Below are 23,429 nucleotides of genomic sequence, written 5' to 3'. Positions count from 1 at the left end.
GCTGTGGAGGAGCCGGTCATGCCCGAAACTCGACCCGCCCCCACTTCCTATCGATCCTGCCGAGGAGCAGGTATGCTGCAATGCCCAGCCCGGCGGCAAGGCCGAGCTCGGCAGGCAGCATCCCGGGAGAGAACGATAAAACGATGAGCACAATGAGAACCGGCGCCACGCCCAGCGCGTAGACGGTCATCACCCGGTAATCGAACATCAGGCTGTTTGTGAAGATGCCGGTCATGTAGGCTGTCAGCACGCCCGTGTACCCGGAGACCATGAACATGATGAAGAGGCTGACCGGCAGCAGCGCAAGTTCACCTCTGGAAAGAGCGATCAGGGCGAGATAGACCACGGAGACGGCGGTATTGAGGACGACGAAGAGGATGAGCTTCGCCTTGATCACGTCGGTCATGGTGACGGGCAGCAGCCGGTAGTTTGCATTGTTGTCGATATTGTTCAGCCACCCGTAGACCAGGGATGCGAAGAACCCGATGATGATGGCGTAGAAGACCGTGGTAAACGGCAGGCTGATCGCTTCGCCGTCGCTCATGAAGACCAGCGCGCTTGAGAGCATCCAGAGCAGGCCCCAGAGAAACAGGAGGGGAAACACGAAGGAGAAGAGCACGGATCCGAGGCCTCCGCTCCGCGAAAGATCGATCCATTCTTTGGCAGCCAGCGCGGAGTAGCGCCCGACCGCCCGGAACCTCTCCTGCACGCCGTTAAAGTTGCTGGTATACCGCTTCTCGGTCGGGCGCGGCGTTTCCCGGATGCAGCAGAGCGATACCGCGGAGAGAACGATAAAGACTGTCAGCGCCAGCACGATATCGGTCGCCGACCCGCCGGCATATGCCCCGACGGTCGGGATGAACCGGCCGATGCCGGCGAGCACGCTCGCCTGCCCGAACGTCGCCGCGACCAGAAGCCCGATCATGGCGAGTACTATCAGAGCAAACAGGGTTTTGCTCCGCACGACAACCGTGGAGAGGGCGAAACTTATTGATACGCCGAGAAGAAACGACAGGACGAACGTCAGCGCCGCCAGCGGCAGATCGACGTGCAGGCCGGTGACGAGGGTGGAGGCGTACAGGCCGAAGACGACGGGCAGCACGTTCATGCAGATGTAGTAGAGGACATCCTTGAAATAGAAAAAAGCAAAGACGCGTTTGTTGGATATCGGCAGCGTGGCCGGAATGTTGAGCAGCAGCCGCACGCCCGGCATGCGGCGCTCCAGTATCGCCTCCTGAAACAGCGCCATGCCCCCGACCAGCATGCCGGAGCCGAGCACCGAGGCCTGTGCCAGCGTAACGAGCTCGTAGGTGGAGAGCGACATGCGCAGAGGCATCAGCATCAGACCCATGAGCCCTGCCAGGACAAATATGAAAACCGGGTACATGAGCAGCGAGCTTCTGAACATGGACGACTGAGCCCGGTATTCCTCTTTGAGGAGCAGCCGGAAGAGACGGGCGCTCATCGGGATTCCTCGTGCACCAGCCGCATGAAGACATCTTCCAGGCTCTCCTGGGACGCCTTGAGCTCCGAGAGCTTCCCGCATGCGATCAGTCTGCCGTCGTACAGGATGCCGGCCCGGTCGCAGAGTTTCTCGGCGATCTCGAGGATATGGGTGGAGAGGAATACCGTCCCGCCTTCGCGCACGTAGGAGCGGAGGTAGTCCTTCATGGCGCGCTGCACGAGCGGATCCAGGTCAAGAAAAGGCTCGTCGAGGAAGAGCACCTTCGGCTCATGTACCAGTGCAGCAGATACGATCACCTTCTTCTTCATGCCCTTGCTGAGATCCTTGCAGAGCACATCCCTTTTCGACCCGAGATCGAAGAACTCAATCCAGTGCTCGATCCGGGAATCCGGATCGGGCACATTCCGGATGCTGCAGACGAGCTCCAGGTACTCCCTGACCGTCAGGAAACTCGGCGGATACTCCGTCTCCGGGACGATGCCCACCGCCTTTTTCACGCCGATGGGGTCGCTCGCCACATCGATGCCCATCACCTCCGCAGTTCCCGACGTAGGCGCGATAGAGCCGGTCAGTATGCTGATCGTCGTCGACTTGCCCGCGCCGTTCGGCCCGAGCAGGCAGAACGACTCGCCTTCGGCGACCTCGATGCAGAGACCGGAGAGCGCCTCAACGGCTCCATACTTCTTTGTCAGATCATTGGTACTGATCGCCGCCATACGACTAATCAAGCCACTTTTAGCCGTTAAATAATAAATAGTTAGCCATATTCCCGTAATACCAAGCGAAAACAATATATTGAGCATCCAGTGGATATTGATGTCGGGACACGTTCCCGTGAGAATCGCTTCACAGACGGCAGCGGGGCAGAAGAGGAGCGTCCCGTGGACAGTGAAGTCCCGTCCCCCTCCGGGCGGCCTCAGAACTCCCGGCCTTCCTGCTCACTCCTCCCCCGGTTCACCCGGTTCCGGGAGCGGCCGGACAAGCACCTTGTCGACCCGGAAACCGTCCATATCCATCACCTCAAACCGGAGATGGTTCCACTCGAATACATCGCCGGAGACCGGGGTGCGCTCAAGATACGTCATGACGAAACCGCCGACGGTCTGGTAGTAGCCCCGCCCTTCACCGGGCAGCAGCCCGACACCGAAGATGTCGCGGAACTCATCGATCGGGAGCATTCCGTCGAGGAGCCACGAGCCGTCGGCACGCTGCACCGCCTCCTGCTCAACCGGCTGCTCTGCGGAGGGGATGTCGCCGACGATCGCCTCCAGAATGTCGTGAAGTGTTATCACGCCCTGGATACTCCCGTACTCATCGGTGACGAGCGCAAACTGCGTCCCCGACTGCTTGAACTGCTCAAGCACCTTCAGCGCCGGAATACTCTCGGGCACGAAGAGCGGCTGCCCGAGCACCGCTTTGAGATCAGGTTTCGCGCCCGAGGCCATGCGTGCCCAGACATCCTGAACCGAGACGATCCCGAGGATGTCGTCGAGATCTTCACGATAGACAGGGAAACTTGAGTGGCCGCTCTCGATCATGATCCGCCAGTTTTCCTCCTCTGGATCGGTAATGTCGAGGGCCGTTACTTCAGGGCGCGGCGTGAGCAGCGCACTGACCCGCCGGTCAGCAAGCCGGAAGACCCGCTCGACCATGTCCTGCTCGGCCGGCTCGAAGACGCCGGCCCGCGTACCCTGCTCGATCATGACCCTGATATCCTCTTCGGTCACCTGCGGTTCGACCGGTTTGCGGACACCGATCAGAAACAGCACCGCCTCGGTCGAGATGCTGAGGAACCGGACTATCGGAGAGGTGATGATCGAGAGAAGGCGCATCGGCCGGGAGACGAGCGATGCGATCCTCTCGGCGTTCGCCAGCGCCGCCCGCTTGGGCACGAGTTCGCCGATGACGAGGGTTACGTAAGTGATGCCGATGACCACGATGCCGATGGCAATCGTATCGCTGTAGGGAGCGATCGCCGGATAGGCTGCCAGGACTGCGGCGAGCTCGCCTGCTATCGTCGCCCCGCCGAAGGCGCCGGCGAGGATCCCGATGACGGTGATGCCGACCTGAACGGTGGAGAGGAACGGCGTCGGGTCTTCTATGATCTCGAGCGCAGCCGCTGCTCCGGCATCCCCAGCCTCCGCCTGCCGCTGCAGCCGCAGACTGCGGGACGATATGATGGCGAACTCGGCCATCGAAAAGATGCCGTTGGCAAGGATCAGCAGGAGAATAATGATGCTGTTGGTGATGATCGGCATGGTACGGATCTCCTCCGGCAGGGATTCACGCCCTGGCCACGGCGGTTACAGGGACGGTTGTCCTTTACCGTATATAGTGTTTCTTTGTATGCTGTGCTGCCCGCGACCGGCTCTGCAAAGGTATTATATGAGGTGCTGGCGTGGGATACGTGAGGTGCACGTAGCATGATAGACACTGGTGAGCCGGCGCCCGATTTTTCACTGAAGGATCAGCACGGGGAGATCTTTACCCTCTCCGGGTACCGGGGAAGAAGAGTTGTCCTCTCGTTTCATCCGCTTGCATGGACAGAGACCTGTACGCGCCAGATGCGGGCGCTTGAGGAGAACTGGCAGGAATTCGACGCACTCGGCGCCATCGCAATCGGCATCAGCGTGGACTCCGTCCCCTGCAAGAGGGCATGGGCAAAGGCGATCGATCTCGAGATGACAACCCTGCTTGCCGATTTCTGGCCGCACGGGGGTGTCGCCCAGGACTACGGCGTCTTCGACAGCGAACGGGGCGTCGCAGAACGTGCGACGGTCGTCGTTGACGAGTTCCAGCATATCATCTATGCAAAGCGCTCAGAACCGGGCGGCGTCCCGGACCTGCAGGAGGTGATCGCGCTCCTGCGTGAAGAGGAGGAGAGCCGGGTGGAGGAGATCAACGTCCCGAAGATATAGCCGGGATGAGCGGTCAGGACGAAAGGAGTAAGCGTCCCCGGATCAGAAACCATGCCTATGCCGCAGGATACAGACAACAACGAGATCCGCTTCCGCGAGGTGCAGCGCTTCCGCCAGCCGCTCCTCTGGCTCTTTCTCATTGCTCTTGCAGCCTTCTCGCTCTTCAGCATCGTATACCAGGTCGTTCTGGGCATCCCGGTCGGCAACAATCCTGCTCCGGACAGCGTGCTCTTTCTCATCTGGGTGATATTCGGCGTTGGGTTTCCGCTCTTCTTCGCCCTGCTCTCCCTCACGGTGGAGGTGCGCGGAAGCGGCCTGTACTACCGTTTTCTGCCCCTGCATCTCTCCTTCCGCCGGATTGAGTGTGACGAGGTGGCGACGATCGAGGCGAAAGAGTACCGGCCACTCCTCGAATTCGGCGGCTGGGGGATCCGCTACGGTGGGCGGGGGCGCAAAGCGTACAACGTCAGCGGCACCCGCGGCGTGGAGATTCTGCTGAAGAGCGGGAAACGGGTCCTCTTCGGGTCGCAGCGGCCCGAGGAACTCGCCCGGGCGATCGGGGAGGCGCGCTCCCGGAGCTCCGGTGGCCGGGCATAACCATTATTTCCTCACAACCACCTTCCGGAGGTATGCCTCTGACCCGCATGGGATGGGTTCTCTCCGTCCTCATTCTGGCACTCTATGCCGGCGTCACCGCGGTGGTGCTTACGAATCCTTCACCCGATCCCTTCAGCCTGTTTGTCCGGCTCTCTGCCCTCTGGGGATTTCTCGCGCTGGGCATCGCGACCATCCTGACGGCGTTCCTCCGCGACATCCGAAGGGTCTTTGGACGACCCTTTCTCGCCGTGCACCATACGTTTGCAGCTTTTGGGATCCTCTTCCCGACGCTCCATCCCGTGGCTCTTGCGCTCCAGACCGCAAACCCGGCCGTCTTCATCCCGGTCTTCGATTCCTGGACGGCATTCTGGACGCTTGCCGGGAGGCCGGCTCTCTACCTCCTCTACATCGCCGTTGCCGGGGTGCTGCTCCGGCAGACGATTCGGCAGTACTGGCGATGGGTACATGGCCTGATGTATGCGGCACTCTTCCTTGCCATCGTCCATGGAAATCTGAGCGGTACCGACTTTGCAAATCCGGGGATATTCGTCGTCTTTAACGGCCTCTTTGCCGCCGTGATCGTGGTCTTCATCGTGCGGCGCCTGCAGAGGATGCGATCGCAGAAGAAGCGGCAGGCGACGGCCGGGTCAGGCACCTGATCGAGGATCCCCCTTCCTCGTCCGCACCGGTGATATTTTCAGGTGCCGGTGTCATTCTCGTCACAACGGATCCGGAGTCGCCATGACGTTGCAGTACCCCTTTCTGCTCTCCATCCCCCACAGCGGGGAGGTGATACCCCCGGAAGTGCAGGACCGCGTTGCGATCACCAGGAGAGACATCCTGTATACCGGCGACCCCCTTACCCGGCGCATCTACGGCTTTGAGGGTCGGGTCGCAGCCTGCATCGCAACGGATATCGCCCGGGTGATCGTCGACATGAACCGGGCGCCGTACTATGCACCGTTCATGAACCCGGACGGCATCGTCAAAAGGGTGACGTCGGAAGGGGTGCCGGTCTACCGGGAGGGACTCTACCCCGACAGAAACCTGATCCTGACACTCCTCAAGCGCTACTACTACCCATACCACCAGTCGCTGGACGCAGCGCTCGACGCCGGGGGTGTCCGCCTGGCGTTCGACTGCCACAGCATGCTCCCCTACCCGCCGCCCCTCTCGACGGAGCCTCCCGGCCCGCGGCCGCTCTTCTGTCTCAGCAACGGCGGAGATGAGAAGGGGCGGCCGACACGGCACGGCACCGTGACCTGCCCGCCGGAGTTGCTGGCAGCGCTCGCCGACGCATTCCGCGATGCATTCGGCGGCGAAGGCGAGATCGCGCTCAACAAACCGTTCCGCGGCGGGTTCATATCACAGGCGCACTACCGGCACCGGCGCATCCCCTGGGTGCAGATCGAGATGAACCGCAGACTTTACGAGGACGATGCATCGAGCGACCTCGCAACGGTGCAGCCCGATGAAGCAGTGATCCGGGGGCTCCGAAAGCGTATCTTCTCGGCGCTCGAGCAGTTCTGGCAGAGCCTGCCGGAGGAGGCGGGGACGGGTGTACAGGATGCAGCCCATGGCCGCGGGGGTGGCTGAACGCGGAACAGGCGCAAGGCCGGCACATGCCTGTTGCTTGTATCGAGAAACCACCGCTCCGGATCCCGGACCCGCGATAACACGTCCGGAAACACCGGACCGTGGTGAGTGTCTTCGTGGGGGTGGGGACAAGGGAGGAGGCCGGCCCCATGAGCGCTACCCTTCGATACGGGGAGCACATCCCAAAAGGATTCGTGGATGGAATAATCGATCCGGATCGACGCACTCCTCTCGATGTATCAGTACGTGAGGTGCATCAGAGGCAGAACCTAGAAGCACGACATTTCCAGGGGTATCGCGCGGGGGGAGGGTGCGGGAGGGGGTCTCCCCCTCCTGCCAGAGAGTATTGGGATAACCTCGGGATTCAAGCGTATACCGCGTTCTTCCCCTGACCGGGCTGGTGCCGGGCATGGCTTTTCCCCTCCCCTGTCTCCCGCGAAGATCCACAGACATCATCAACCCCACCCCACCCGGCCTCCGGCCTCCTCCCCCGCCCCTCAAGGGGCAGGGGCAGTCATGGCGATACCCAGGGGAAAGCCGTGCCCCCGAATACCCCGGATTGCGGCCATCCGGAGCAATAGATTCGGCCTCATCAATTGCCTGGACCCCGCCGATAGCAACAGGAATGCAGTGCACCCAGAGGCTACGGTAGCGCGTATGGGGACCGGCCTCCTCCCCTGGTACCCCTCCCACAATGCGATTGCCATCTCGGTCTGGTGTATCGACCATCATCTACAGTATGACAAATCTGTCAACCGGGTGACGAAACCCTGTCAATCACCCTGAAATGGCCATCTCAAACCCGCTCAGGGGCAGGGGAGCGAAGTCTTGAAAACAGGGTTTCTTCGCCGAATAAACCCCTGAAATCACCGTGTTTTCAGGGCAGAAGAGACTATCACCTATGGGCACCTATATAAATAGCGATGGATTCTGTCCACCTGATCCTCGAGCGTTACTTCGGACACCGTGCGTTCCAGCCCTACCAGGAGGAGATCATACGTGACCTTCTCAGTGGGCGGGACGTCCTGGCAGTCCTCGCGACCGGAGGGGGCAAGTCGCTCTGCTACCAGCTGCCCGCCCTCCTCGGCGAGGGCACCACACTGGTCGTCTCCCCGCTCATCTCGCTCATGAAGGATCAGGTGGATGAACTGCAGAGCAGAGGGATCGCCGCGGAAGCCCTGAACAGCTCGCTTCCGTTCCCGAAGGTCAGGCAGATCACCGCCGACCTCGCCGATGGCCAGATATCGCTCCTCTACCTCTCCCCGGAACGCGCCGTAAGCAAAGAGTTCCTCGACGCCGCCGCCAGCGTTCCCATCTCACTCATAGCCGTCGACGAGGCGCACTGCATCTCGATGTGGGGACACCAGTTCAGGCCGGAGTACCGTGGCCTGCGCCGGATCAAAGAGCAGTTCCCGGACGTTCCGGTGGCTGCCCTGACGGCGACCGCGACTCCGGACGTCCGGGAGGATATCATCCGGCAGCTCGATCTTCGTGACCCGCAGGTCTACGTCGGGAGCTTCAACCGCAGAAACCTCCGCTACACGGTGCAGCGGAAGGAAAGCAACGCCTACCGGCAGGTCACGCGATACCTGAAGCGCCATCCCACGGACTGTGGGATCATCTACTGCGCGACCAGGGAGCGGTCCGCAACGCTCGCCGGGAAGCTCCGGGACGACGGGTTCTCCGCACTCCCCTACCATGCCGGACTCGGGGCGAAGCGGCGGTCCGAGACGCAGGAACAGTTCTGCGCTGACGAGGCAGTGATCATCTGTGCAACCACCGCATTCGGGATGGGGATCGACAAAGCGGATGTGCGGTTCGTCATCCACTACGACATCCCGAAGAACCTCGAAGCCTACTACCAGGAGACAGGCCGGGCAGGGAGGGACGGCAAAAAGAGCGACTGCATGCTCTTCTACGCCGAGGAAGAGGTGCGGCGGGTGCGGAGGCTGATCACCACCGAGTACGCAGGCGGACTGCAACGTGAGATTGCGCTGAAAAAACTCGACGAACTCGTCGACTACTGCACGACGACGGCCTGCCGGCGTGCCCGTCTCCTCGCATATTTTGGGGAGAAGGCTGCAGACGAGCGGTGCGGCACCTGTGACACCTGCAGGGGGAGACGGAGCCGCAGAGGCGCTGAACACCCCGCAACCGCACCCTCCCGCTCCACCGGATAACCCACCCTGCGGGGAAGGGTTGATATCCCCGGGCCGCAGAAAGGGTGCATATGGCAAAGCTGACACGCTCTCAAAACGACCGGATGGTTGCCGGTGTCATCGGCGGGATCGGGGAGTACTTCAACATCGATGCAAACCTCCTGCGGATCATCTGGGTCATCGTCACCGTCTTTACGGGATTCCTCCCCGGTATCATCGCCTACATCCTGCTCTGGCTCATTCTTCCGGAGGAGTAGGGCGGTCTCCTCCCGATCACTGCGGGAGACTCGGCGCCGCGCTCTCCCGCAGCTTTTTGATGGTGTCGCGCAGCGCGATTGCCCGCTCGAAGTCGAGCCTTTCCGCCGCATCGCGCATCTCCGCCTCGAGCTCGATGAGCAGGTTCGGGATCTCACGCTTCGGGACGTGCTTGACGTCCGTAATCTCCACAACCTTCTCGCGGATCGGTTTTCGGACCGTCTGCGGCGTGATATTGTGCTTCCGGTTGTAGGCGAGCTGGATCGCACGCCGCCGGTTGGTCTCGGCCATCGCCCGCCGGATCGAGTCGGTCATCACATCGGCGTAGAGGACGACCCGGGAGTTTACGTTCCGGGCGGCTCTCCCGATGATCTGGATCAGGCTCCGTGCGTCGCGGAGGAACCCTTCCTTGTCGGCGTCCAGGATACCGATGAACCCGACCTCCGGGATGTCGAGTCCTTCCCGGAGAAGATTGATCCCGACCAGCACATCGTACTTCCCGAGGCGGAGCTGGCGGATGATCTCGGTCCTCTCAAGGGTGTCGATCTCGGAGTGGAGGTAGCGGGTCCTGATTCCCTGTGCCGCCAGGTACTCGCTCAGCTCCTCCGCGAGCCTCTTCGTCAGCGTCGTGAGGAGGATCCGGTCGCCCCGCTCGATCGTCACGCGGATCTCGCTGATGACGTCCTGCACCTGCCCCTCGATCGGCCGCACCTCCACGGCCGGATCGACAAGGCCCGTCGGCCTGATGATCTGCTCCGCCACCGTCGAGCGGCCGAGTTCGTAGTCGCCCGGCGTCGCCGAGACGAAGATGGTGCTCTGCATATACCGCTCGAACTCCTCGAACTTCAGCGGCCGGTTGTCGAAGGCCGAGGGGAGGCGGAACCCGTACTCGACGAGCGCTTTTTTCCGCGAGTAGTCGCCGTGGTACATGGCGCGGAGCTGCGGCAGCGTCTGGTGGCTCTCGTCGATCACCATCAGAAAGTCCTCCGGGAAGTAGTCGAGCAGGCAGTAGGGCTTCTCGCCCGGCGCCCGGCCGTCGAAGTGGCGCGAATAGTTCTCGATCCCCTTGCAGCTGCCGGTCTCCTCGAGCATCTCCATGTCGTACAGCGTCCGCTGCTCCAGGCGGTGCGCCTCCAGCATCCCGAGGCGGGGAAGGTGCTCCTCAAGCTCCTGCCGGATCGATGCGATCGCCCGCATCTTCTCGTGCTCCGGGACGACGAAGTGCCTGGCCGGGTAGACGTAGAAATAGTCCATCGTCTCGAGCCGCTGGCCGGTAACCCGGTCGACCTCGCTGATCCTATCGACCTCGTCGCCGAAGAGCTCGATCCTGATGATGTTGTTGAAGTAGCCGGGGACGATGTCCACGGTGTCGCCCTTCACCCGGAACCGCCCGGGCGCGAGCTCGATGTCGTTCCTCTCGAACTGGATATCCACGAGCCGCCGGAGAAGGTCGTCCCGCCGCAGCCGGCCGCGCACCGTGACCTCGAATCCCATGTTGTAGAAGTGCTCGGGGTTGCCGAGACCGTAGATGCAGGAGACCGACGCGACGACGATGACGTCCCGCCGGGAGAGGAGCGAGGCGGTGGCCGCAAGCCGCATCTGCTCGATCTTCGGGTTGATCTGGGCGTCTTTCTCGATGTACATATCCCGCTGGGGGATGTAGGACTCGGGCTGGTAGTAGTCGTAGTAGGAGACGAAGTACTCCACGCGGTTCTCAGGGAAAAAATCCCGGAACTCGTTGTAGAGCTGGGCGGCGAGCGTCTTGTTGTGCGCGATGACCAGAGTCGGCCGCTGCACTTCATTGATGACGTTGGCAATCGTGAAGGTCTTCCCGGAACCGGTGACGCCGAGGAGCGTCTGGAACTGCTCGGCGTCCTCAAGTCCCCGGGCCAGTTTCCCGATGGCCTCGGGCTGCGAGCCTGTCGGGGTAAAATCGGCTTTCAGGTTGAATGCGGTCATGATATCAGCGCCTTTTTACGGAGTGTTTTGTGGTAGGCAATCGCAAACCGGTGCGCCTCGTCCCGGATCTCCTGGATGTAGAGCGACGCCTTCTCCCGCCGGTCGAGAGGGAGGGGATCGGAGACGCCCGGGACGTAGATCTCCTCTTCGCGCTTGGCGATCCCGATGATGGGAATCGCAAGACCGAGATCCTCGAGTTCCGCAACCGCGGCGGAGAGCTGCCCCTTCCCGCCGTCGACGATGATCAGGTCGGGGAGCGGAGCACCCTCAGCCTTCAGGCGCCCGTAGCGCCTGTGCACCACCTCGGCCATCGCCGCAAAGTCGTCGACCCCCTCCACCGTCCGGATCCGGAATTTCCGGTAATTCCGCTTGTCGGGGCGGCCGCCCCGGAACTGCACCATGGATCCGACCATCGCCGTTCCGGCGAGGTGGGAGATGTCGAAGCACTCGACGACGGCCGGGAGGTCGGGAAGGTCGAGGAGGCCCTGAAGCGCCTCAAGCTTGATCCTATCACCGAAGAACCCGATCTCGACGTTCTTTCGCACGAGATCGAGGAGCTTCCTCTTCGCACCCCGCTGCGGGACGGTCAGGCGCACGCGGCTCCCCCGGACGTGCGAAAGGTATGCGGCGACCGCATCGTTTACCGATTCCGGGAGGATGATCTCCTTCGGCGGTTCGTGCTCGGCGTAGTAGCGGGTCAGGAACTCCTCGAGGAACCCGTCGCCGTACTCGAAGGTAAACTCGTGCTTCTCCGCGAGCGTTCCCTTGTAGACGTTGAAGAGCATCAGGGAGACGGTATCGTCGCTCTCGATGAAGTTTATCACATCCTCGTCATACTGCTTCTGCCGCAGGACATGCTGCCGCTCGGTCAGCCGCTCAAGCGCCTCGATCTGGTTACGGAGCTCCAGCGCCTGTTCGTACTCCTCCCGGGCGGCGTGCTCCGCCATCTCGACCCGGAGGTGCTGGATGAGCCAGACGATGTCGCCCTTCAGGACGGCCTCGGCACGGCGGACGCGCTCTGCGTACTCCTCCTCGCCGATATTCCCGATGCAGGGAGCGCTGCACGAGCCGATATGCGCCCGGAGGCAGGCACGTTTCGGGAGACGGCGGCACGAGCGCAGCCGGAAGGTGGCCTTCAGGAGCCGCAGCACCTCGTCGCGCTCCCGCGCCGAGACGAAGGGGCCGTAGAACGAGCCGTTCCCCTCCGGGCTCCTGCTGATGAAGATCCGGGGAAACGGCTCGTGCGAGACGCCGATATAGGCGTAGCTCTTCGAGTCCTTCAGGTCGATGTTGAACTTCGGCCGGTGCTTCTTGATGAGGGTGTTCTCGAGCAGCAGCGCCTCGACCTCCGTATCGGTGACGATGAAGTCGACGTCGGCCGCTGCGCTCACCATCCTGCGGGTCTTGGCGTCGAGGTCGCGCTTCTGGAAGTAACTCGACACCCGTTTTTTCAGGTTCTTCGCCTTGCCGATGTAGATGACCGCTCCCACCTCATCGGAGAAGAGGTAGCAGCCGGGATCGGTCGGAATGCGCGAAAGATCTATCATTGCCCCGCAAGCATCTTTTTCAGATATTCTCCGGTGTAGCTCGCGCGAACCGCGGCCACCTCTTCAGGCGTCCCGGCCGCGACGATCTCGCCGCCGCGCTCGCCGCCCTCGGGGCCGAGATCGATGATGTAGTCTGCCGACTTGATGACGTCGAGGTTGTGCTCGATCACCACCATAGTGTTCCCCCGGGCGACGAGGTCGTCGAGAACGGCGATCAGATTCTTCACATCGTGGAAGTGTAGCCCGGTGGTCGGCTCGTCGAGGAGGTAGATCGTCCTGCCGGTGGCACGCTTCGAGAGCTCCCGGGTCAGTTTGATCCGCTGCGCCTCGCCACCTGAGAGCGTCGTCGAACTCTGCCCGAGCTTGATGTAGCCGAGGCCGACCCGGGAGAGCGTCTCCAGTTTGTTCCGGATCGCGGGGATGTTTTCGAAGAGGTCCATCGCCTCCTCGACGCTCATCGCGAGGACATCGGCGATCGACCTGCCGCGGTACTTCACCTCGAGCGTCTCCCGGTTGTAGCGGGTGCCCTTGCACTCCTCGCACTCGATGTAGACGTCGGGGAGGAAGTTCATCTCGATCTTGATCAGCCCTTCACCCTGGCAGGCCTCGCACCGCCCACCCTTGACGTTGAAGGAGAACCTGCCGGGTTTGTAGCCCCGTACCTGCGCCTCCTTCGTCGCGGCGAAGATCTTCCGGATCTCGTCGAAGACCTTGGTATAGGTGGCCGGGTTCGACCGCGGCGTCCGCCCGATGGGGCTCTGGTCGATGACGATCACCTTGTCAAGCTCCTCATCGGCGACGAGCTCGTCGAAGTCGCCCGGGCTCTCCCGGGAGCCGTGGAGGCTCTGCATCAGGGCGCGGTAGAGCGTCTCGTAGATGAGCGTCGACTTCCCGCTCCCGGAGACGCCGGTGACGACGGTCAGCACCCCGATCGGGATGTCGACGTCGATGTCCTTGAGGTTGTTCTCCCGGCAGCCGCGGAGGCGGATGAGCCGCTCGCTCTCCCGGCGCGAGGGGGGCACCGCGATCCGGAGGTCGCCGGCGAGGTAGCGGCCGGTGAGCGATGCGGGATCGGCCGCGATTGCATCCGGCGTTCCCGCGGCGACGATCTCCCCGCCGTGCAGCCCGGCGCCGGGGCCCATATCGACGACGTAGTCGGCGCTCCGGATAGTATCCTCGTCGTGCTCCACCACGACGAGGGTGTTGCCGAGGTCGCGGAGGCGGCGGAGGGTCTCCAGCAGCTTGTGGTTGTCCCGCTGGTGAAGCCCGATCGAGGGCTCGTCGAGGACATAGAGGACGCCGGTCAGGTTCGAGCCGATCTGCGTGGCGAGCCGGATCCGCTGCGCCTCTCCGCCCGAGAGCGTCCCGGCGCTCCGGGAGAGGGTGAGATAGCCGACGCCGACCGTCTCGAGGAAGGCGAGGCGGTCGACGATCTCCTTTAAGACCTGCTTTGCGATCTCGTGCTGGCTCTCGGTGAGGGTCAGGGTCCGGAAGAACTCCGCTGCCCGGGTGATGGAGAGGTCGGTGACGTCGACGATGGAGTGTCCGTCGATCCTGACGGCGAGCACCTTCTCCTTCAGCCTTTTGCCGCCGCAGGCCGGGCAGGGCGTGATCCGCATGAACCGCTCGAGGTCCCTGCGCCGGTACTCGGACTGCGTCTGGTGGTAGAGCCGCTGCGCCTGCGGGGCGAGCCCCTCCCACGTCCCGGCGTGCGACCAGCGTGCATCCCCGTTCTTCATCTCCATGGAGAAGCGGATCCGCTCGTGCGAACCGAACATCAGGGCGTTGTACTGCCGCTCGGTGAGGTCTTTGATCGGCGTGAAGACGTCGAACCCGAAGTGCTTCGCCACGGCGCCGAGGTACTGACCCCGGTAGCCGTCGAGGAAGTTGCGGTAGAGCGCGACCGCACCGTCGGCGATGCACTTCTCCGTATCCGGGATGATGAGGTCCGGGTCGAACTCCATCCTTATCCCGAGGCCGTTGCACTCCTCGCAGGCGCCGAACGGGCTGTTGAAGGAGAACATCCGGGGCTGCAGCTCCTCAAACGCGATCCCGCAGACCGGGCAGGCCATCAGCGACGAGTAGACTCCCTCGCGCCCCTCCTCGTCGACGGCGATGATGAGCCCCTCCGACTTTTTCAGGGCGCTTTCGCAGGCCTCGACGAGGCGGCTGCGGTCGTCGACCGTCAGGCGGTCGATGACGATCTCGATGTCGTGCTTCCGGTAACGCTCGAGCGTGATCTCATCGTCGGTGCGGTGGATCTCGCCGTTCACCCGGACACGCATATAGCCCTCTTTCTGGAGGTCTTTGAAGACCTGCTGGTAGGTACCCTTCTTCTGTCGGATGATCGGGGCGAGGATCGTGACCATGCCGTGCATCTCCGCGGCGATCCGGTCGGCGATCTTCTCGGGCGACTGCGCCTCGATGGGGATATGATGAACCGGGCAGAAGGGCGTCCCGATACGGGCGAAGAGCAGCCGGAGGTAGTCGTATATCTCGGTGACCGTCCCGACGGTGCTCCGGGGGTTTTTTGACGTGGTCTTCTGCTCGATGGAGATTGCGGGAGAGAGCCCGTCGATGCTGTCGACATCGGGCTTGTTCATCAGACCGAGGAACTGACGGGCGTACGCAGAGAGCGACTCGACGTAGCGGCGCTGCCCCTCGGCGTATATGGTATCGAATGCCAGCGTCGACTTCCCGCTCCCCGAGACGCCGGTGACGACGATCAGGGTGTCCCGCGGGAGCTCGAGGGTGATATTCTTGAGGTTGTGCTCCCGTGCACCTTTGATGACAATACTCTTCATTCTGCTATCAGTACTGTTGTCGCCGGAAGATAATAGTGGTATTGACGGGGCGCGAAAGTGTTTTGTATCGGAAAAATGGGGACATAATACAGAGAATTCAACGAGAACTACGGTTCTTCACCGCATCCCCGGATCAGCGGCAGGGGAGATGCGGTGAAGAACCGCCTGCCCGTCCAGAGGCCATGCGTCGGGACGGGATTTTAGATCGTCGCAGGCTCCCAGTACGGCCGGAATCCGTAGTACTGGTACACCCGTGCCAGCCACCCAAGATCGTGTATTCCTTCCCAGGAATCACGGTCGTAATTCGGGGCGCTCTCAAGCGTCTCCCGGGTAACATTTACCGTGACAGAGTCTTCATCAGGCATCCCGGAGTACGATTCCCAAGGCACCGGAATGAACTTCTCGCCGATCCCAAGGATCCCCCCTGTTGAGATGACCAGAAATGCCACCCGCCCGCTCTTCATATCGAGGATCAGATTATGCACGGTGCCGAGAGCCTGCTGATCAGGGCTTTTCACCGTTTTCCCGGTGATCGATCGTGATGTGATGACCTGCGGATGCACCGCCGTTTCCATGCTCATTGCCGTCATATCAATACCACCTGAATGCAGGACAGCGCATGCAGTCCTGCCTACGAACGAGAGTTACAGCATCCGGACACATTTAAATGTATCTTCTGCCCGATGGCGAGCTCATCTCACCGGTGTGCAAAGTCTCAGGGCAGGCGTCAAAAATGGGGTGCAGAGTGGCATTCTCTGCTTCGGTGGTGCCGCGAAGAACGGAGATTACCGCTCGCGGCGCCGCTCCCAGTACGGCTCGTAACCGTAGTGGGAGTAGACGCCGGTCAGCCACTCGCGGTTCGCCGCCGAAGGCCAGTTGTCCTTGTCGAATCCGGGTGCATTCTCGAGACGCTCTTTCGGGACGTCGAGGATGAACCTGTGCTCGTGCGGGGCGATGCGAAGCGCCTCCCACGGGATGGCGAAGTACTTGTCGCCAAGCCCGAGGAACCCGCCGAACGACAGGACAGCATAGGCGATCCGCCCCTCCTCAATGTCGATCATCAACTCCTCGATCTTGCCGAGGTCTTCACCCTGCGGGTTTCTGACGTTATCGCTCTTTATGGTGCTTGCCGAAAGAACCTTCCATTCAGGCACCGCTTCTTCCCGGGTTTCGGTTGCAGCTCCCCTCATACTCATCTCACTCCATCTAGGTCAGGTGAAGCGTTTCCGCCTCACACAAGGGGCGGAAATTATAGTATATAGTATATAATAGTATCCATATACAGCCGCAAAGACCGTCCCTGTGGCAGCCACGCCCAGGAATACCTCTCCATTCTGCTATCCTCCTTCGCGGGGCGGCAGCGCCGGCCCTGGGGAGACCATCACGTCACGGGGAGCCACCCCGGCGTGGGAACGCACCCGGGACCCGGCAAAGATCTGGTTCTCCCTACGCTTCCTTCTTCCACTCACCGGTCCTGGGATCCTTCCCGTACTTCTGTTTGACGGCAGCCCAGGCGACTTTGTGGGAGACTTCCTCACGCGATTCACTCGGATCCCTTCGTTCGCCTGGATCGGCATACTGCTCCCATGCGCTGTTGAAGGCCTCCCGGTAAATGTCCTGCGCATGCTCCGGAAGTTCCTCCTGCACCAGTTTCGGCAGTTCGCTGTTCTTCTCATACGGCATGGTGTTTCACCTTCGGTCAGACAGTGGCAGGTATTCTCAGCGCATTATAAAAGGTTTCAGGTGCGGATCCCGGGTGTACCACTCCATCGGTCGGAGGATCTGATGCAGAACCTGCAGATCCCTCTTTCAGGATGACGTTTACGGGCAACCCGGCCGGTAGTGCTCCAGCATATACCTGACACGTGATCTCAGAGAATCCGGCCGAATTACGCTACCCGCCAACCCGCGTTCATGACAAAAAAGAACATGGGGAGAAGATTTCCAGTATCGGGCTCTGGTGAAGCTCTCTTCCGGCTGTCATTCTTCCCTGACGGGATTGGTGCCGGACCTGGCCGGTTCCCGAAGTTCGGCCTTTTTTCTCACGCATGCCCGCATGCCGTGAACCGTGGCGGCTAAGCGCCCCCGGGGTGGGGCCGACGGGGAGGGGTTTTCCCCTCCCCTGTCTCCCGCGAAGATCCACAGACATCGTCAACCCCACCCCACCCGGACTCCTCCCCCTCCCCCAGGGGCGGGGGGCAGTCATGCCGATACCCAATGGAAAGCCGTGCCCCGGGGTGCAATCGATCGGGGATGCGATCGCAACAAAGGGAGTATCAGTTGTTTCGTAGGGCACTACCCATCCGCCCTTCGGGAACCCGGCAGGCTGCCAGGGGGCGGTCTTCAATCAGGGCGGTGTCACCTTCCGAGACCTGCCCATGTAATGCCCGATAAGGTCATGCCCGAACCTCTTTGCCTCCGGGGATGTCGCGATAAGATCCCGGGTAAAATCGTAGCTTCCCGACCGGTAGAAGAAACCGATGGAGACGAACTGATCCGTTACGGCAGCGGCGATGGGAGGGACGTCATCCGCAACGTAAATCGCGACGTTCTCCCGCCCGATAGCCTCGGACGATGAGATGCCCTCGTAGACTCCCGGTGTCACCACGAGCGCGATGCGGGTTGACTGCTCCGCCATCCGGCTGAAGAAATCGATATAATCGGGAAAGAGAAACGGTGTTATCCCCATGACGTGCTTCGATCGCCCGAGATAGTCGAAGAAGACCTTCTGGGGTTTCAGGACGTTTTTGGGCTCTGCCGTTATCACCCGGAAACCCTGCAGTTCATGGAGCCGGGCATAAAACGGATCGGGAAAACGAATCGAGTGCTCCGGGAAGGCGTCATGAAGCCGAAGCAGCGTATCCAGGCTCTCGTTGAGCTGCGCAAAAAGGATCCGGCAGGCACGACCGCGGTCAGTGAGGACAGCATCGCCCCGGATCTCCTCGACATACCCGGCAGATGCCAGACTGTGCATCGTAACAGAGTAGGTCGACGCGGGCATCTGTTTCTTGATGCTGTCTATCGAATCCCCGTTGAAGAGTGCATCCAGTATTTCGATCTTCCGCCTGCTCGAAAAAAGTTTCATGGCCTCAGAAGTATTCATTGTCCGTCGTTTACTATTTGGAGAGCTTGTCCATTAACCTTCGCCATCAAGATGATCCGAGGCCTTCTTTCTGCCGGAAACCTGCGCATCGTGACGAATGCCCCGGCGGAGGTGCCGCCCCGGCATGCCAGATCTTTTGGCTCTGCACACCGTATGTGGTACGTACGGAGGTATGCACGAAGGCGTATCGGATCCATGCATGTACACTGGCGCCATATCCCTGCAGCGAACAACTCATACGCGGCTCTCTACGCGGCCTGTGAGCAGGCGGGATACCTGCTCGATGCGGTGAACGAACCGACCGGCGATATCACCTGCTACAGCCTCACTTCCATCTCCGAACGGTTCTACCGGGAGGAGATAGCGGATGCGGACTGCATCACCGTCGTCGGCGGCCCGCATGCATCCGCCTGCTACCGTGAGGTCGCGGAGTACGCCGACTACGTGATCGTCGGCGAGGGGGAGTATACCCTCCCGCGGCTGCTCGCGTCGCTCGAGAAGGGCACGGAAGTCCCACCCGGTGTGGCCACCAGGGCAGGCTACACCCCCGCCGACCACACCGTCCTCCTCGATGCGCACCCGCCCTTCACCCGGGTGAAGGGATACACCGAGATCAGCAGGGGATGCCCGTTCGGGTGCGGGTACTGCCAGACGCCCCGGCTCTTCGGCAGGTGCATGCGCCACCGCTCCATCGACGAGATCGCGGCGGCAACCTCACGCTTCCGCGACGTTCGCTTCGTCACCCCGAATGCATTCGCCTACGGTTCGGACGGCATCCATCCCCGGTTCGACAAGGTAGAAAAACTGCTCTCACGACTCAAGAACCGCATCTACTTCGGCACGTTCCCGGGAGAAGTGCGCCCCGAGTTCGTCACCGACACGTCGCTCGAGCTGGTCGGCCGCTACTGCGCCAACACCCGTCTGCACTTCGGCGCCCAGTCGGGAAGCGACCGGATCCTCAGAGAGATCCGGCGCGGGCATACGGTAGCCGACGTCCATAGCGCCCTCGACCTCTGCAGAGAGCACGGGTTTACCCCGGTGGTTGATTTTATCGTGGGTCTGCCCGGCGAATCCGAGGAAGACGAACAGGCGACGGTCGATCTTGTCCGTGCGGCAACACGGGTCGGGAAGGCGCACGTCCACTGCTTCATCCCGCTGCCGGGCACGCCGCTCGCCGATGCCCGCCCCCACCCCCTCCTCCCCGAAACGCAAAAGATCCTCGGCCAACTCGCCTTAAAAGGGAAAATTACGGGTTCGTGGATGGAACATGAGATAAGGTTTTTTAGCCGCAGTTCACATCTATAACCATGATGGATGTGCTACTCCTAGCAGATCTGCATGGTCAATATGGAAAATTGCAGAATTTCCAGGGTTATGACTACGATGCAGTCATTATTGCGGGCGACATCACCAATTTCGGCCCGCTCGAACCTGTCGAATCGGTACTCTCAAACATTGACGTGCCGTGCCTTGCGGTTCCCGGAAACTGCGATCCCCGTGAGATCATCGACGTAATCGAACGTTCCGATGCCGTTAATCTCCACAACTCGTGGATGGCGCTCGGAAAGGTCACACTCGCAGGTCTTGGCGGCTCAAACGCGACACCATTCGGCACACCATTCGAACTGAGCGAAGAAGAGATCGATGCTCTGCTGACACGTATCGTCGGCGTCATGGAACCGAACGTCCACAATGTGCTGCTTGCCCACGCTCCGCCCTATGAGACCCTGGACAACGTCGGGGACAAACCTGTCGGGAGCCAGAGTATTCGAAAACATATGAAGCGCTTCGATCTCGTCTGCTGTGCGCACATCCACGAGGCACGGGGAGTTACCGAGGTCGACGGCGTCAAGATCGTCAACCCGGGTCCCGCCTCAGAGGGCTACGGCGCACTGATCCACTTCGGAGCGGAACCCAAAGATATCCGCATCGAGCTGATCACTGTTTAGAGAGGATCAGCTCCAGATACGATGTGTAGAGCGGCATACCCTCTACACCAAGCTCTTTTGCCAGTGCAGTGACCCGGTCGGCAGCGTCTTCTTCATTCTCTTCCGCAAGCACCTCAATCTCGATGAACGTGCCGAGCCCGTCCACCTCGTCGAGGGTGACCGTGGCATCGTCGAGCTCGAAGATCTCACGGAGTTTGTTCACCTCCGCAGTCGGCTGAAAGCCGAGGCGCCCGAAGATCTCCTCGCATGCGGCACCGGACTCGACCTGCAGATTGTACTCCTCACGGGCCTTGGTGCCCTTGAGCTCGATCTTCGGACCCTTATAGGTCACAAAACAGTCTCCGCCGGTGTACCGGACCCTGAGAGCCTCATCGGTCTCTGCAAAGTCGCGGTGCGGTGCGTTGTAGTAGACGTCCCGCTCGTGCTGTCTGCCGCACGGGCGTGCGTTCCATGCAGAGAGCTGCCTGCGGATGGGCGCGAGGTCGGGTACGGGATATTTCAGTTCAACTTCCAGCATACTTCGATCACGTCTGTAGATGTTTGCCCTGCATTTATAAATCACCACATCTCCCCGGCCCCGCTGCGGGCACGCCGGATACTCTCCTGCTGCTCGTGTGCCGCAGCCAGTGAACCGGTATCGCCTTCCTTCTCTGCGGCCAGAGTCGCCTGATCGGTCAGCCTCCGGGCGGCGGCGTACGCCCCGATCTCGCAGTAGCGCCGCCCGAGCTCAAGGCAGAGGGCGAATGCCTTGGCATACTCCCCCGCACCGATGAGGTGAACTGCGAGCGATACGAGGGCATGCTGCCGGTCAGAGAGCCGGTCAGCGAACCGCTCGAAGCATCGCACCGCATCGGCGTGCAGGTCGGTCTGCTCCCTCTCCGACACCATCGCTCTGCAGCATTCCCGGAGCAGCGGGTGCGCGAAGTCGTACGTGTTCGCGCCTGCCCGCCGGAAGAAGGGACTCTGCTCAAGCTCTGCAGAAATCCGCTGCAGGCTGAGCCGTTCGGTCTCCAGTATGCATGCCGCTATAACGCCCGGGACGGGCGGGTTCAGGATACTCAGGGTGCGTGCCCGCTGCTGCCAGACCGGTTCCGCCTCGATGTACACCCGTGCCGCCGGGTCTGCGATCTCAGGGAGAAGGGCGGCGACGGACTCCCGGTCCGGCGCCCGCTTCCGTATCAGGAGGAGGCTGAAGAGAGCGATAAGGCCAAACGGGGTGCACAGTTCGCGGGCAAGCATCTCCGCGGTCTCTTCCGCAATCACGATGTCGAACCGCCGCCGGGCAACCTCCCGGACACCGGAGCCGTCCAGCGTGGAGAGCGGCATCGCCTCTCCGCCCGCAGACTGCAGTGCCCGGTATCGCCCGTCGTCGCCGTCGCCGCCCTCCCAGGCCACCACTATGACGATACCCGCGGGAAGATGCCGCATGAGCTCGAGCGCCAGCCGGAAGTCCGGCTCCGATGCACACTGCAGGTCGTCCAGGAGAAGCACCAGTCTTCCGCCGCTCTGCCGTGCTGCGTCGCCGACACGTTCAAACGCAGCGAGAGATGCTGATACGACCTCATCGAACCCTGCGGCGCCGATGTCGGCAAAGACGCCGATCACCTCCTCGCCGACCCGGGCAAGCATGCCGACCGGGTGAACCGGCGCGGTGTAGCGGTCGAGGTGATCGGCAAGAGCCTTCAGGGCAGGTTCCGATTCCGCGCTCCGGAACCCGGATCCCCGCATCCCGGCCAGGACCTCCCGCCAGGCCGAGAAGATCAGCCCTTCCGTCGGAGAGAACCAGCCGAGAACTGCCCTATCCCTCCCGGCCTCGTGGACAATCCAGTGCAGCAGCGAGGTCTTCCCCGCGCCGGCCGCACCCGATACCACCAGCGCCCGGCCTGCGTCCGGCGGCCCGGAGAGTATCTCCCGGATCCGTCTTCGCTCCGTCGTGCGCCCGGCGAATTTCTCCGGCGGGCACGGTGCATATCGGCTCCTCTGCACCTCCAAAACCACCGGCTCCATACCTGCATCCCCTCCAGGTTTTCTGCCCACCGTGATCCTGCGCCTACTTCAATGTAGTGCATTGCCGGGATCCGTCCCGCCGGTGCCGGCGGCGGCATCCCGTGTCCCGCTCCGCACAATCCCGGCAGGCGCTCTTCCGGGATGTCTTGCATATGTTCACCATTCGGGCAAACGGACGCTTTTCCATCAGCATCCGGCCCCGGGGAGAATCACCTATAAATACCATTCGAAACAAATGAAATGGAACAATTGAAACTGCGTGATACCCGGGGGATTCTGCGTTCGCCGAAACCTTCGAGAGGGTATCCGGATTCAGGTGAATACAATGGCTATTCAAGAAGGAGATTTTATCAAACTCAAGTACACCGGACGTTTCGGGGACAATGTCTTCGATACCACCTCAGACGAGGTTGCAAAAGAAGAGGGGATCCACAACCCGCAGGCCGAGTACGGGCCGGTGACCATCCGGGTCGGCAGCCACCACGTGATCGTCGGGCTTGAAGAGGCCCTGATCGGCAAAGAGGTCGGGGACGAAGGCGATGCCGAGGTGCCGCCGGAGAAGGCGTTCGGCGAGCACGATGAGTCTGCCGTCCGCTCCTTCCCGACATCGCAGTTCCGTGAGAAACCGAAGGTCGGCATGCGGATCGAGGTCGAGAACCGCGAGGGTGTCGTCGTCAACGTCATCGGCAAGAGGGCGGTCGTCGACTTCAACCACCCGCTCGCAGGAAAGACGCTCACCTACCACTACACGATCGAGGAGAAGGTCGAGGCTCCTGAAGAGCAGATCCGCGGCCTGATCAAGCTCTATACGGGAAGAGACGACATCGAGTTCACCATCGCCGACGGCACGGCCGAGTTCCTCCTCCCGCCCGCCATCGCCTACGACCGCCGCTGGATGGTCTGGAGAGGCACGCTCATCCGCGAGATCTTCGAGTGGATGGAGGATGTCAACGAGATCGTGATGAAAGAGGTCTTCAAGCGGCCGGAGAAGCCGGCGGCGCCGGCGGCTGTGGAAGAAGCACCGGAAGAAACAGAAAGCGAAGAGCCAGAGGAATAATTCCTCAATCTAT

At 61.7% G+C, this 23,429-nt stretch carries 21 protein-coding genes; 9 read left to right on the top strand and 12 right to left on the bottom strand.

The window, feature by feature from the left end; all coding sequences use genetic code 11:
- Positions 1–16: 16 nt before the first annotated feature.
- The 3 genes from FGU65_RS00625 to FGU65_RS00615 all read right to left on the bottom strand — a co-directional run bounded on the left by FGU65_RS00625 (position 17) and on the right by FGU65_RS00615 (position 3,723).
- Complete coding sequence (locus FGU65_RS00625) at positions 17–1,465, bottom strand: hypothetical protein (RefSeq protein ID WP_301662467.1); 1,449 nt, start codon at positions 1,463–1,465, stop codon at positions 17–19.
- On the bottom strand, positions 1,462–2,181 hold the full coding sequence (locus FGU65_RS00620; RefSeq protein ID WP_301662466.1) for an ABC transporter ATP-binding protein: 720 nt from the start codon (positions 2,179–2,181) through the stop codon (positions 1,462–1,464). Before FGU65_RS00620 ends, FGU65_RS00625 begins: the two co-directional genes overlap by 4 nt.
- Positions 2,182–2,403: 222 nt before the next feature.
- Positions 2,404–3,723, bottom strand: coding sequence for a hemolysin family protein (locus tag FGU65_RS00615; RefSeq protein ID WP_301662465.1), 1,320 nt, complete (start codon positions 3,721–3,723; stop codon positions 2,404–2,406).
- Positions 3,724–3,888: 165 nt separating this feature from the next.
- On the opposite strand from FGU65_RS00615, the gene FGU65_RS00610 reads away from it, so the two are divergent.
- The 6 genes from FGU65_RS00610 (at position 3,889) to FGU65_RS00585 (ending at position 8,992) form a co-directional block, all read left to right on the top strand.
- Positions 3,889–4,383, top strand: a complete 495-nt coding sequence (locus tag FGU65_RS00610) for a peroxiredoxin (protein WP_301662464.1) — start codon at positions 3,889–3,891, stop codon at positions 4,381–4,383.
- A 57-nt stretch (positions 4,384–4,440) separates the two neighbouring features.
- Positions 4,441–4,980 carry a DUF6141 family protein gene (locus tag FGU65_RS00605; RefSeq protein ID WP_301662463.1) on the top strand — a complete coding sequence of 180 codons (540 nt, stop codon included), beginning with the start codon at positions 4,441–4,443 and terminating at the stop codon, positions 4,978–4,980.
- 32 nt (positions 4,981–5,012) lie between these two features.
- Positions 5,013–5,639, top strand: a complete 627-nt coding sequence (locus tag FGU65_RS00600) for a ferric reductase-like transmembrane domain-containing protein (protein WP_301662462.1) — start codon at positions 5,013–5,015, stop codon at positions 5,637–5,639.
- An 82-nt stretch (positions 5,640–5,721) separates the two neighbouring features.
- Positions 5,722–6,576 carry an N-formylglutamate amidohydrolase gene (locus tag FGU65_RS00595; protein ID WP_301662461.1) on the top strand — a complete coding sequence of 285 codons (855 nt, stop codon included), beginning with the start codon at positions 5,722–5,724 and terminating at the stop codon, positions 6,574–6,576.
- Positions 6,577–7,499: 923 nt separating this feature from the next.
- Positions 7,500–8,756 (top strand): RecQ family ATP-dependent DNA helicase, encoded by a 1,257-nt coding sequence (locus FGU65_RS00590; RefSeq protein WP_301662460.1) that lies wholly within the window; start codon positions 7,500–7,502, stop codon positions 8,754–8,756.
- 50 nt (positions 8,757–8,806) lie between these two features.
- Complete coding sequence (locus tag FGU65_RS00585; RefSeq protein WP_301662459.1) at positions 8,807–8,992, top strand: PspC domain-containing protein; 186 nt, start codon at positions 8,807–8,809, stop codon at positions 8,990–8,992.
- 16 nt (positions 8,993–9,008) lie between these two features.
- Here the strand turns inward: FGU65_RS00585 and uvrB are convergent, their stop codons facing one another.
- The 7 genes from uvrB to FGU65_RS00550 all read right to left on the bottom strand — a co-directional run bounded on the left by uvrB (position 9,009) and on the right by FGU65_RS00550 (position 18,385).
- Positions 9,009–10,949, bottom strand: coding sequence for an excinuclease ABC subunit UvrB (gene uvrB / locus FGU65_RS00580; protein ID WP_301662458.1), 1,941 nt, complete (start codon positions 10,947–10,949; stop codon positions 9,009–9,011).
- Positions 10,946–12,496, bottom strand: coding sequence for an excinuclease ABC subunit UvrC (uvrC, locus tag FGU65_RS00575; RefSeq protein ID WP_301662457.1), 1,551 nt, complete (start codon positions 12,494–12,496; stop codon positions 10,946–10,948). The genes uvrB and uvrC overlap by 4 nt, the downstream gene beginning before the upstream one ends.
- Entirely contained in the window at positions 12,493–15,300 is a 2,808-nt protein-coding gene (gene uvrA, locus FGU65_RS00570; RefSeq protein WP_301662456.1) for an excinuclease ABC subunit UvrA, read from the bottom strand. The genes uvrC and uvrA overlap by 4 nt, the downstream gene beginning before the upstream one ends.
- A gap of 200 nt (positions 15,301–15,500) precedes the next feature.
- Positions 15,501–15,890 (bottom strand): PRC-barrel domain-containing protein, encoded by a 390-nt coding sequence (locus tag FGU65_RS00565; protein WP_301662455.1) that lies wholly within the window; start codon positions 15,888–15,890, stop codon positions 15,501–15,503.
- A gap of 195 nt (positions 15,891–16,085) precedes the next feature.
- Positions 16,086–16,490, bottom strand: coding sequence for a PRC-barrel domain-containing protein (locus tag FGU65_RS00560; RefSeq protein WP_301662454.1), 405 nt, complete (start codon positions 16,488–16,490; stop codon positions 16,086–16,088).
- A gap of 256 nt (positions 16,491–16,746) precedes the next feature.
- Positions 16,747–16,983 carry a ChaB family protein gene (locus tag FGU65_RS00555; RefSeq protein ID WP_301662453.1) on the bottom strand — a complete coding sequence of 79 codons (237 nt, stop codon included), beginning with the start codon at positions 16,981–16,983 and terminating at the stop codon, positions 16,747–16,749.
- A 664-nt stretch (positions 16,984–17,647) separates the two neighbouring features.
- A complete protein-coding gene (locus FGU65_RS00550; protein WP_301662452.1) occupies positions 17,648–18,385 on the bottom strand; it encodes a helix-turn-helix transcriptional regulator in 738 nt (245 codons plus the stop codon).
- 213 nt (positions 18,386–18,598) lie between these two features.
- On the opposite strand from FGU65_RS00550, the gene FGU65_RS00545 reads away from it, so the two are divergent.
- Together FGU65_RS00545 and FGU65_RS00540 are read left to right on the top strand one after the other, a co-directional pair.
- Complete coding sequence (locus FGU65_RS00545; protein ID WP_301662451.1) at positions 18,599–19,708, top strand: TIGR04013 family B12-binding domain/radical SAM domain-containing protein; 1,110 nt, start codon at positions 18,599–18,601, stop codon at positions 19,706–19,708.
- Positions 19,709–19,710: 2 nt separating this feature from the next.
- Positions 19,711–20,352 (top strand): metallophosphoesterase family protein, encoded by a 642-nt coding sequence (locus tag FGU65_RS00540; RefSeq protein ID WP_301662450.1) that lies wholly within the window; start codon positions 19,711–19,713, stop codon positions 20,350–20,352.
- Here FGU65_RS00540 and cyaB read toward each other — a convergent pair.
- Positions 20,342–20,869 (bottom strand): class IV adenylate cyclase, encoded by a 528-nt coding sequence (gene cyaB / locus FGU65_RS00535; protein ID WP_301662449.1) that lies wholly within the window; start codon positions 20,867–20,869, stop codon positions 20,342–20,344. The two genes, FGU65_RS00540 and cyaB, sit on opposite strands and share 11 nt — an antisense overlap.
- A gap of 41 nt (positions 20,870–20,910) precedes the next feature.
- Positions 20,911–22,338: an ATP-binding protein gene (locus FGU65_RS00530; RefSeq protein ID WP_301662448.1), complete on the bottom strand. Its 1,428-nt coding sequence runs from the start codon at positions 22,336–22,338 to the stop codon at positions 20,911–20,913.
- A gap of 346 nt (positions 22,339–22,684) precedes the next feature.
- Here FGU65_RS00530 and FGU65_RS00525 point away from each other — a divergent pair, with 346 nt between their 5' ends.
- Positions 22,685–23,416 (top strand): peptidylprolyl isomerase, encoded by a 732-nt coding sequence (locus tag FGU65_RS00525; RefSeq protein WP_301662447.1) that lies wholly within the window; start codon positions 22,685–22,687, stop codon positions 23,414–23,416.
- Positions 23,417–23,429: the final 13 nt, after the last annotated feature.

This window comes from Methanoculleus frigidifontis, from assembly GCF_030464345.1.
Classification (GTDB): Archaea; Halobacteriota; Methanomicrobia; order Methanomicrobiales; family Methanoculleaceae; genus Methanoculleus_A; species Methanoculleus_A frigidifontis.
This window is presented reverse-complemented; position numbering and strand designations above follow the sequence as displayed.

Bases quoted from the DNA above. Each gene is read 5' to 3' on its own strand.
- FGU65_RS00625 (WP_301662467.1), bottom strand. From the start codon at position 1,465: ATGAGCGCCCGTCTCTTCCGGCTGCTCCTCAAAGAGGAATACCGGGCT.
- FGU65_RS00620 (WP_301662466.1), bottom strand. From the start codon at position 2,181: ATGGCGGCGATCAGTACCAATGATCTGACAAAGAAGTATGGAGCCGTT.
- FGU65_RS00615 (WP_301662465.1), bottom strand. From the start codon at position 3,723: ATGCCGATCATCACCAACAGCATCATTATTCTCCTGCTGATCCTTGCC.
- FGU65_RS00610 (WP_301662464.1), top strand. From the start codon at position 3,889: ATGATAGACACTGGTGAGCCGGCGCCCGATTTTTCACTGAAGGATCAG.
- FGU65_RS00605 (WP_301662463.1), top strand. From the start codon at position 4,441: ATGCCGCAGGATACAGACAACAACGAGATCCGCTTCCGCGAGGTGCAG.
- FGU65_RS00600 (WP_301662462.1), top strand. From the start codon at position 5,013: ATGCCTCTGACCCGCATGGGATGGGTTCTCTCCGTCCTCATTCTGGCA.
- FGU65_RS00595 (WP_301662461.1), top strand. From the start codon at position 5,722: ATGACGTTGCAGTACCCCTTTCTGCTCTCCATCCCCCACAGCGGGGAG.
- FGU65_RS00590 (WP_301662460.1), top strand. From the start codon at position 7,500: ATGGATTCTGTCCACCTGATCCTCGAGCGTTACTTCGGACACCGTGCG.
- FGU65_RS00585 (WP_301662459.1), top strand. From the start codon at position 8,807: ATGGCAAAGCTGACACGCTCTCAAAACGACCGGATGGTTGCCGGTGTC.
- uvrB (WP_301662458.1), bottom strand. From the start codon at position 10,949: ATGACCGCATTCAACCTGAAAGCCGATTTTACCCCGACAGGCTCGCAG.
- uvrC (WP_301662457.1), bottom strand. From the start codon at position 12,496: ATGATAGATCTTTCGCGCATTCCGACCGATCCCGGCTGCTACCTCTTC.
- uvrA (WP_301662456.1), bottom strand. From the start codon at position 15,300: ATGAAGAGTATTGTCATCAAAGGTGCACGGGAGCACAACCTCAAGAAT.
- FGU65_RS00565 (WP_301662455.1), bottom strand. From the start codon at position 15,890: ATGACGGCAATGAGCATGGAAACGGCGGTGCATCCGCAGGTCATCACA.
- FGU65_RS00560 (WP_301662454.1), bottom strand. From the start codon at position 16,490: ATGAGGGGAGCTGCAACCGAAACCCGGGAAGAAGCGGTGCCTGAATGG.
- FGU65_RS00555 (WP_301662453.1), bottom strand. From the start codon at position 16,983: ATGCCGTATGAGAAGAACAGCGAACTGCCGAAACTGGTGCAGGAGGAA.
- FGU65_RS00550 (WP_301662452.1), bottom strand. From the start codon at position 18,385: ATGAAACTTTTTTCGAGCAGGCGGAAGATCGAAATACTGGATGCACTC.
- FGU65_RS00545 (WP_301662451.1), top strand. From the start codon at position 18,599: ATGCATGTACACTGGCGCCATATCCCTGCAGCGAACAACTCATACGCG.
- FGU65_RS00540 (WP_301662450.1), top strand. From the start codon at position 19,711: ATGATGGATGTGCTACTCCTAGCAGATCTGCATGGTCAATATGGAAAA.
- cyaB (WP_301662449.1), bottom strand. From the start codon at position 20,869: ATGCTGGAAGTTGAACTGAAATATCCCGTACCCGACCTCGCGCCCATC.
- FGU65_RS00525 (WP_301662447.1), top strand. From the start codon at position 22,685: ATGGCTATTCAAGAAGGAGATTTTATCAAACTCAAGTACACCGGACGT.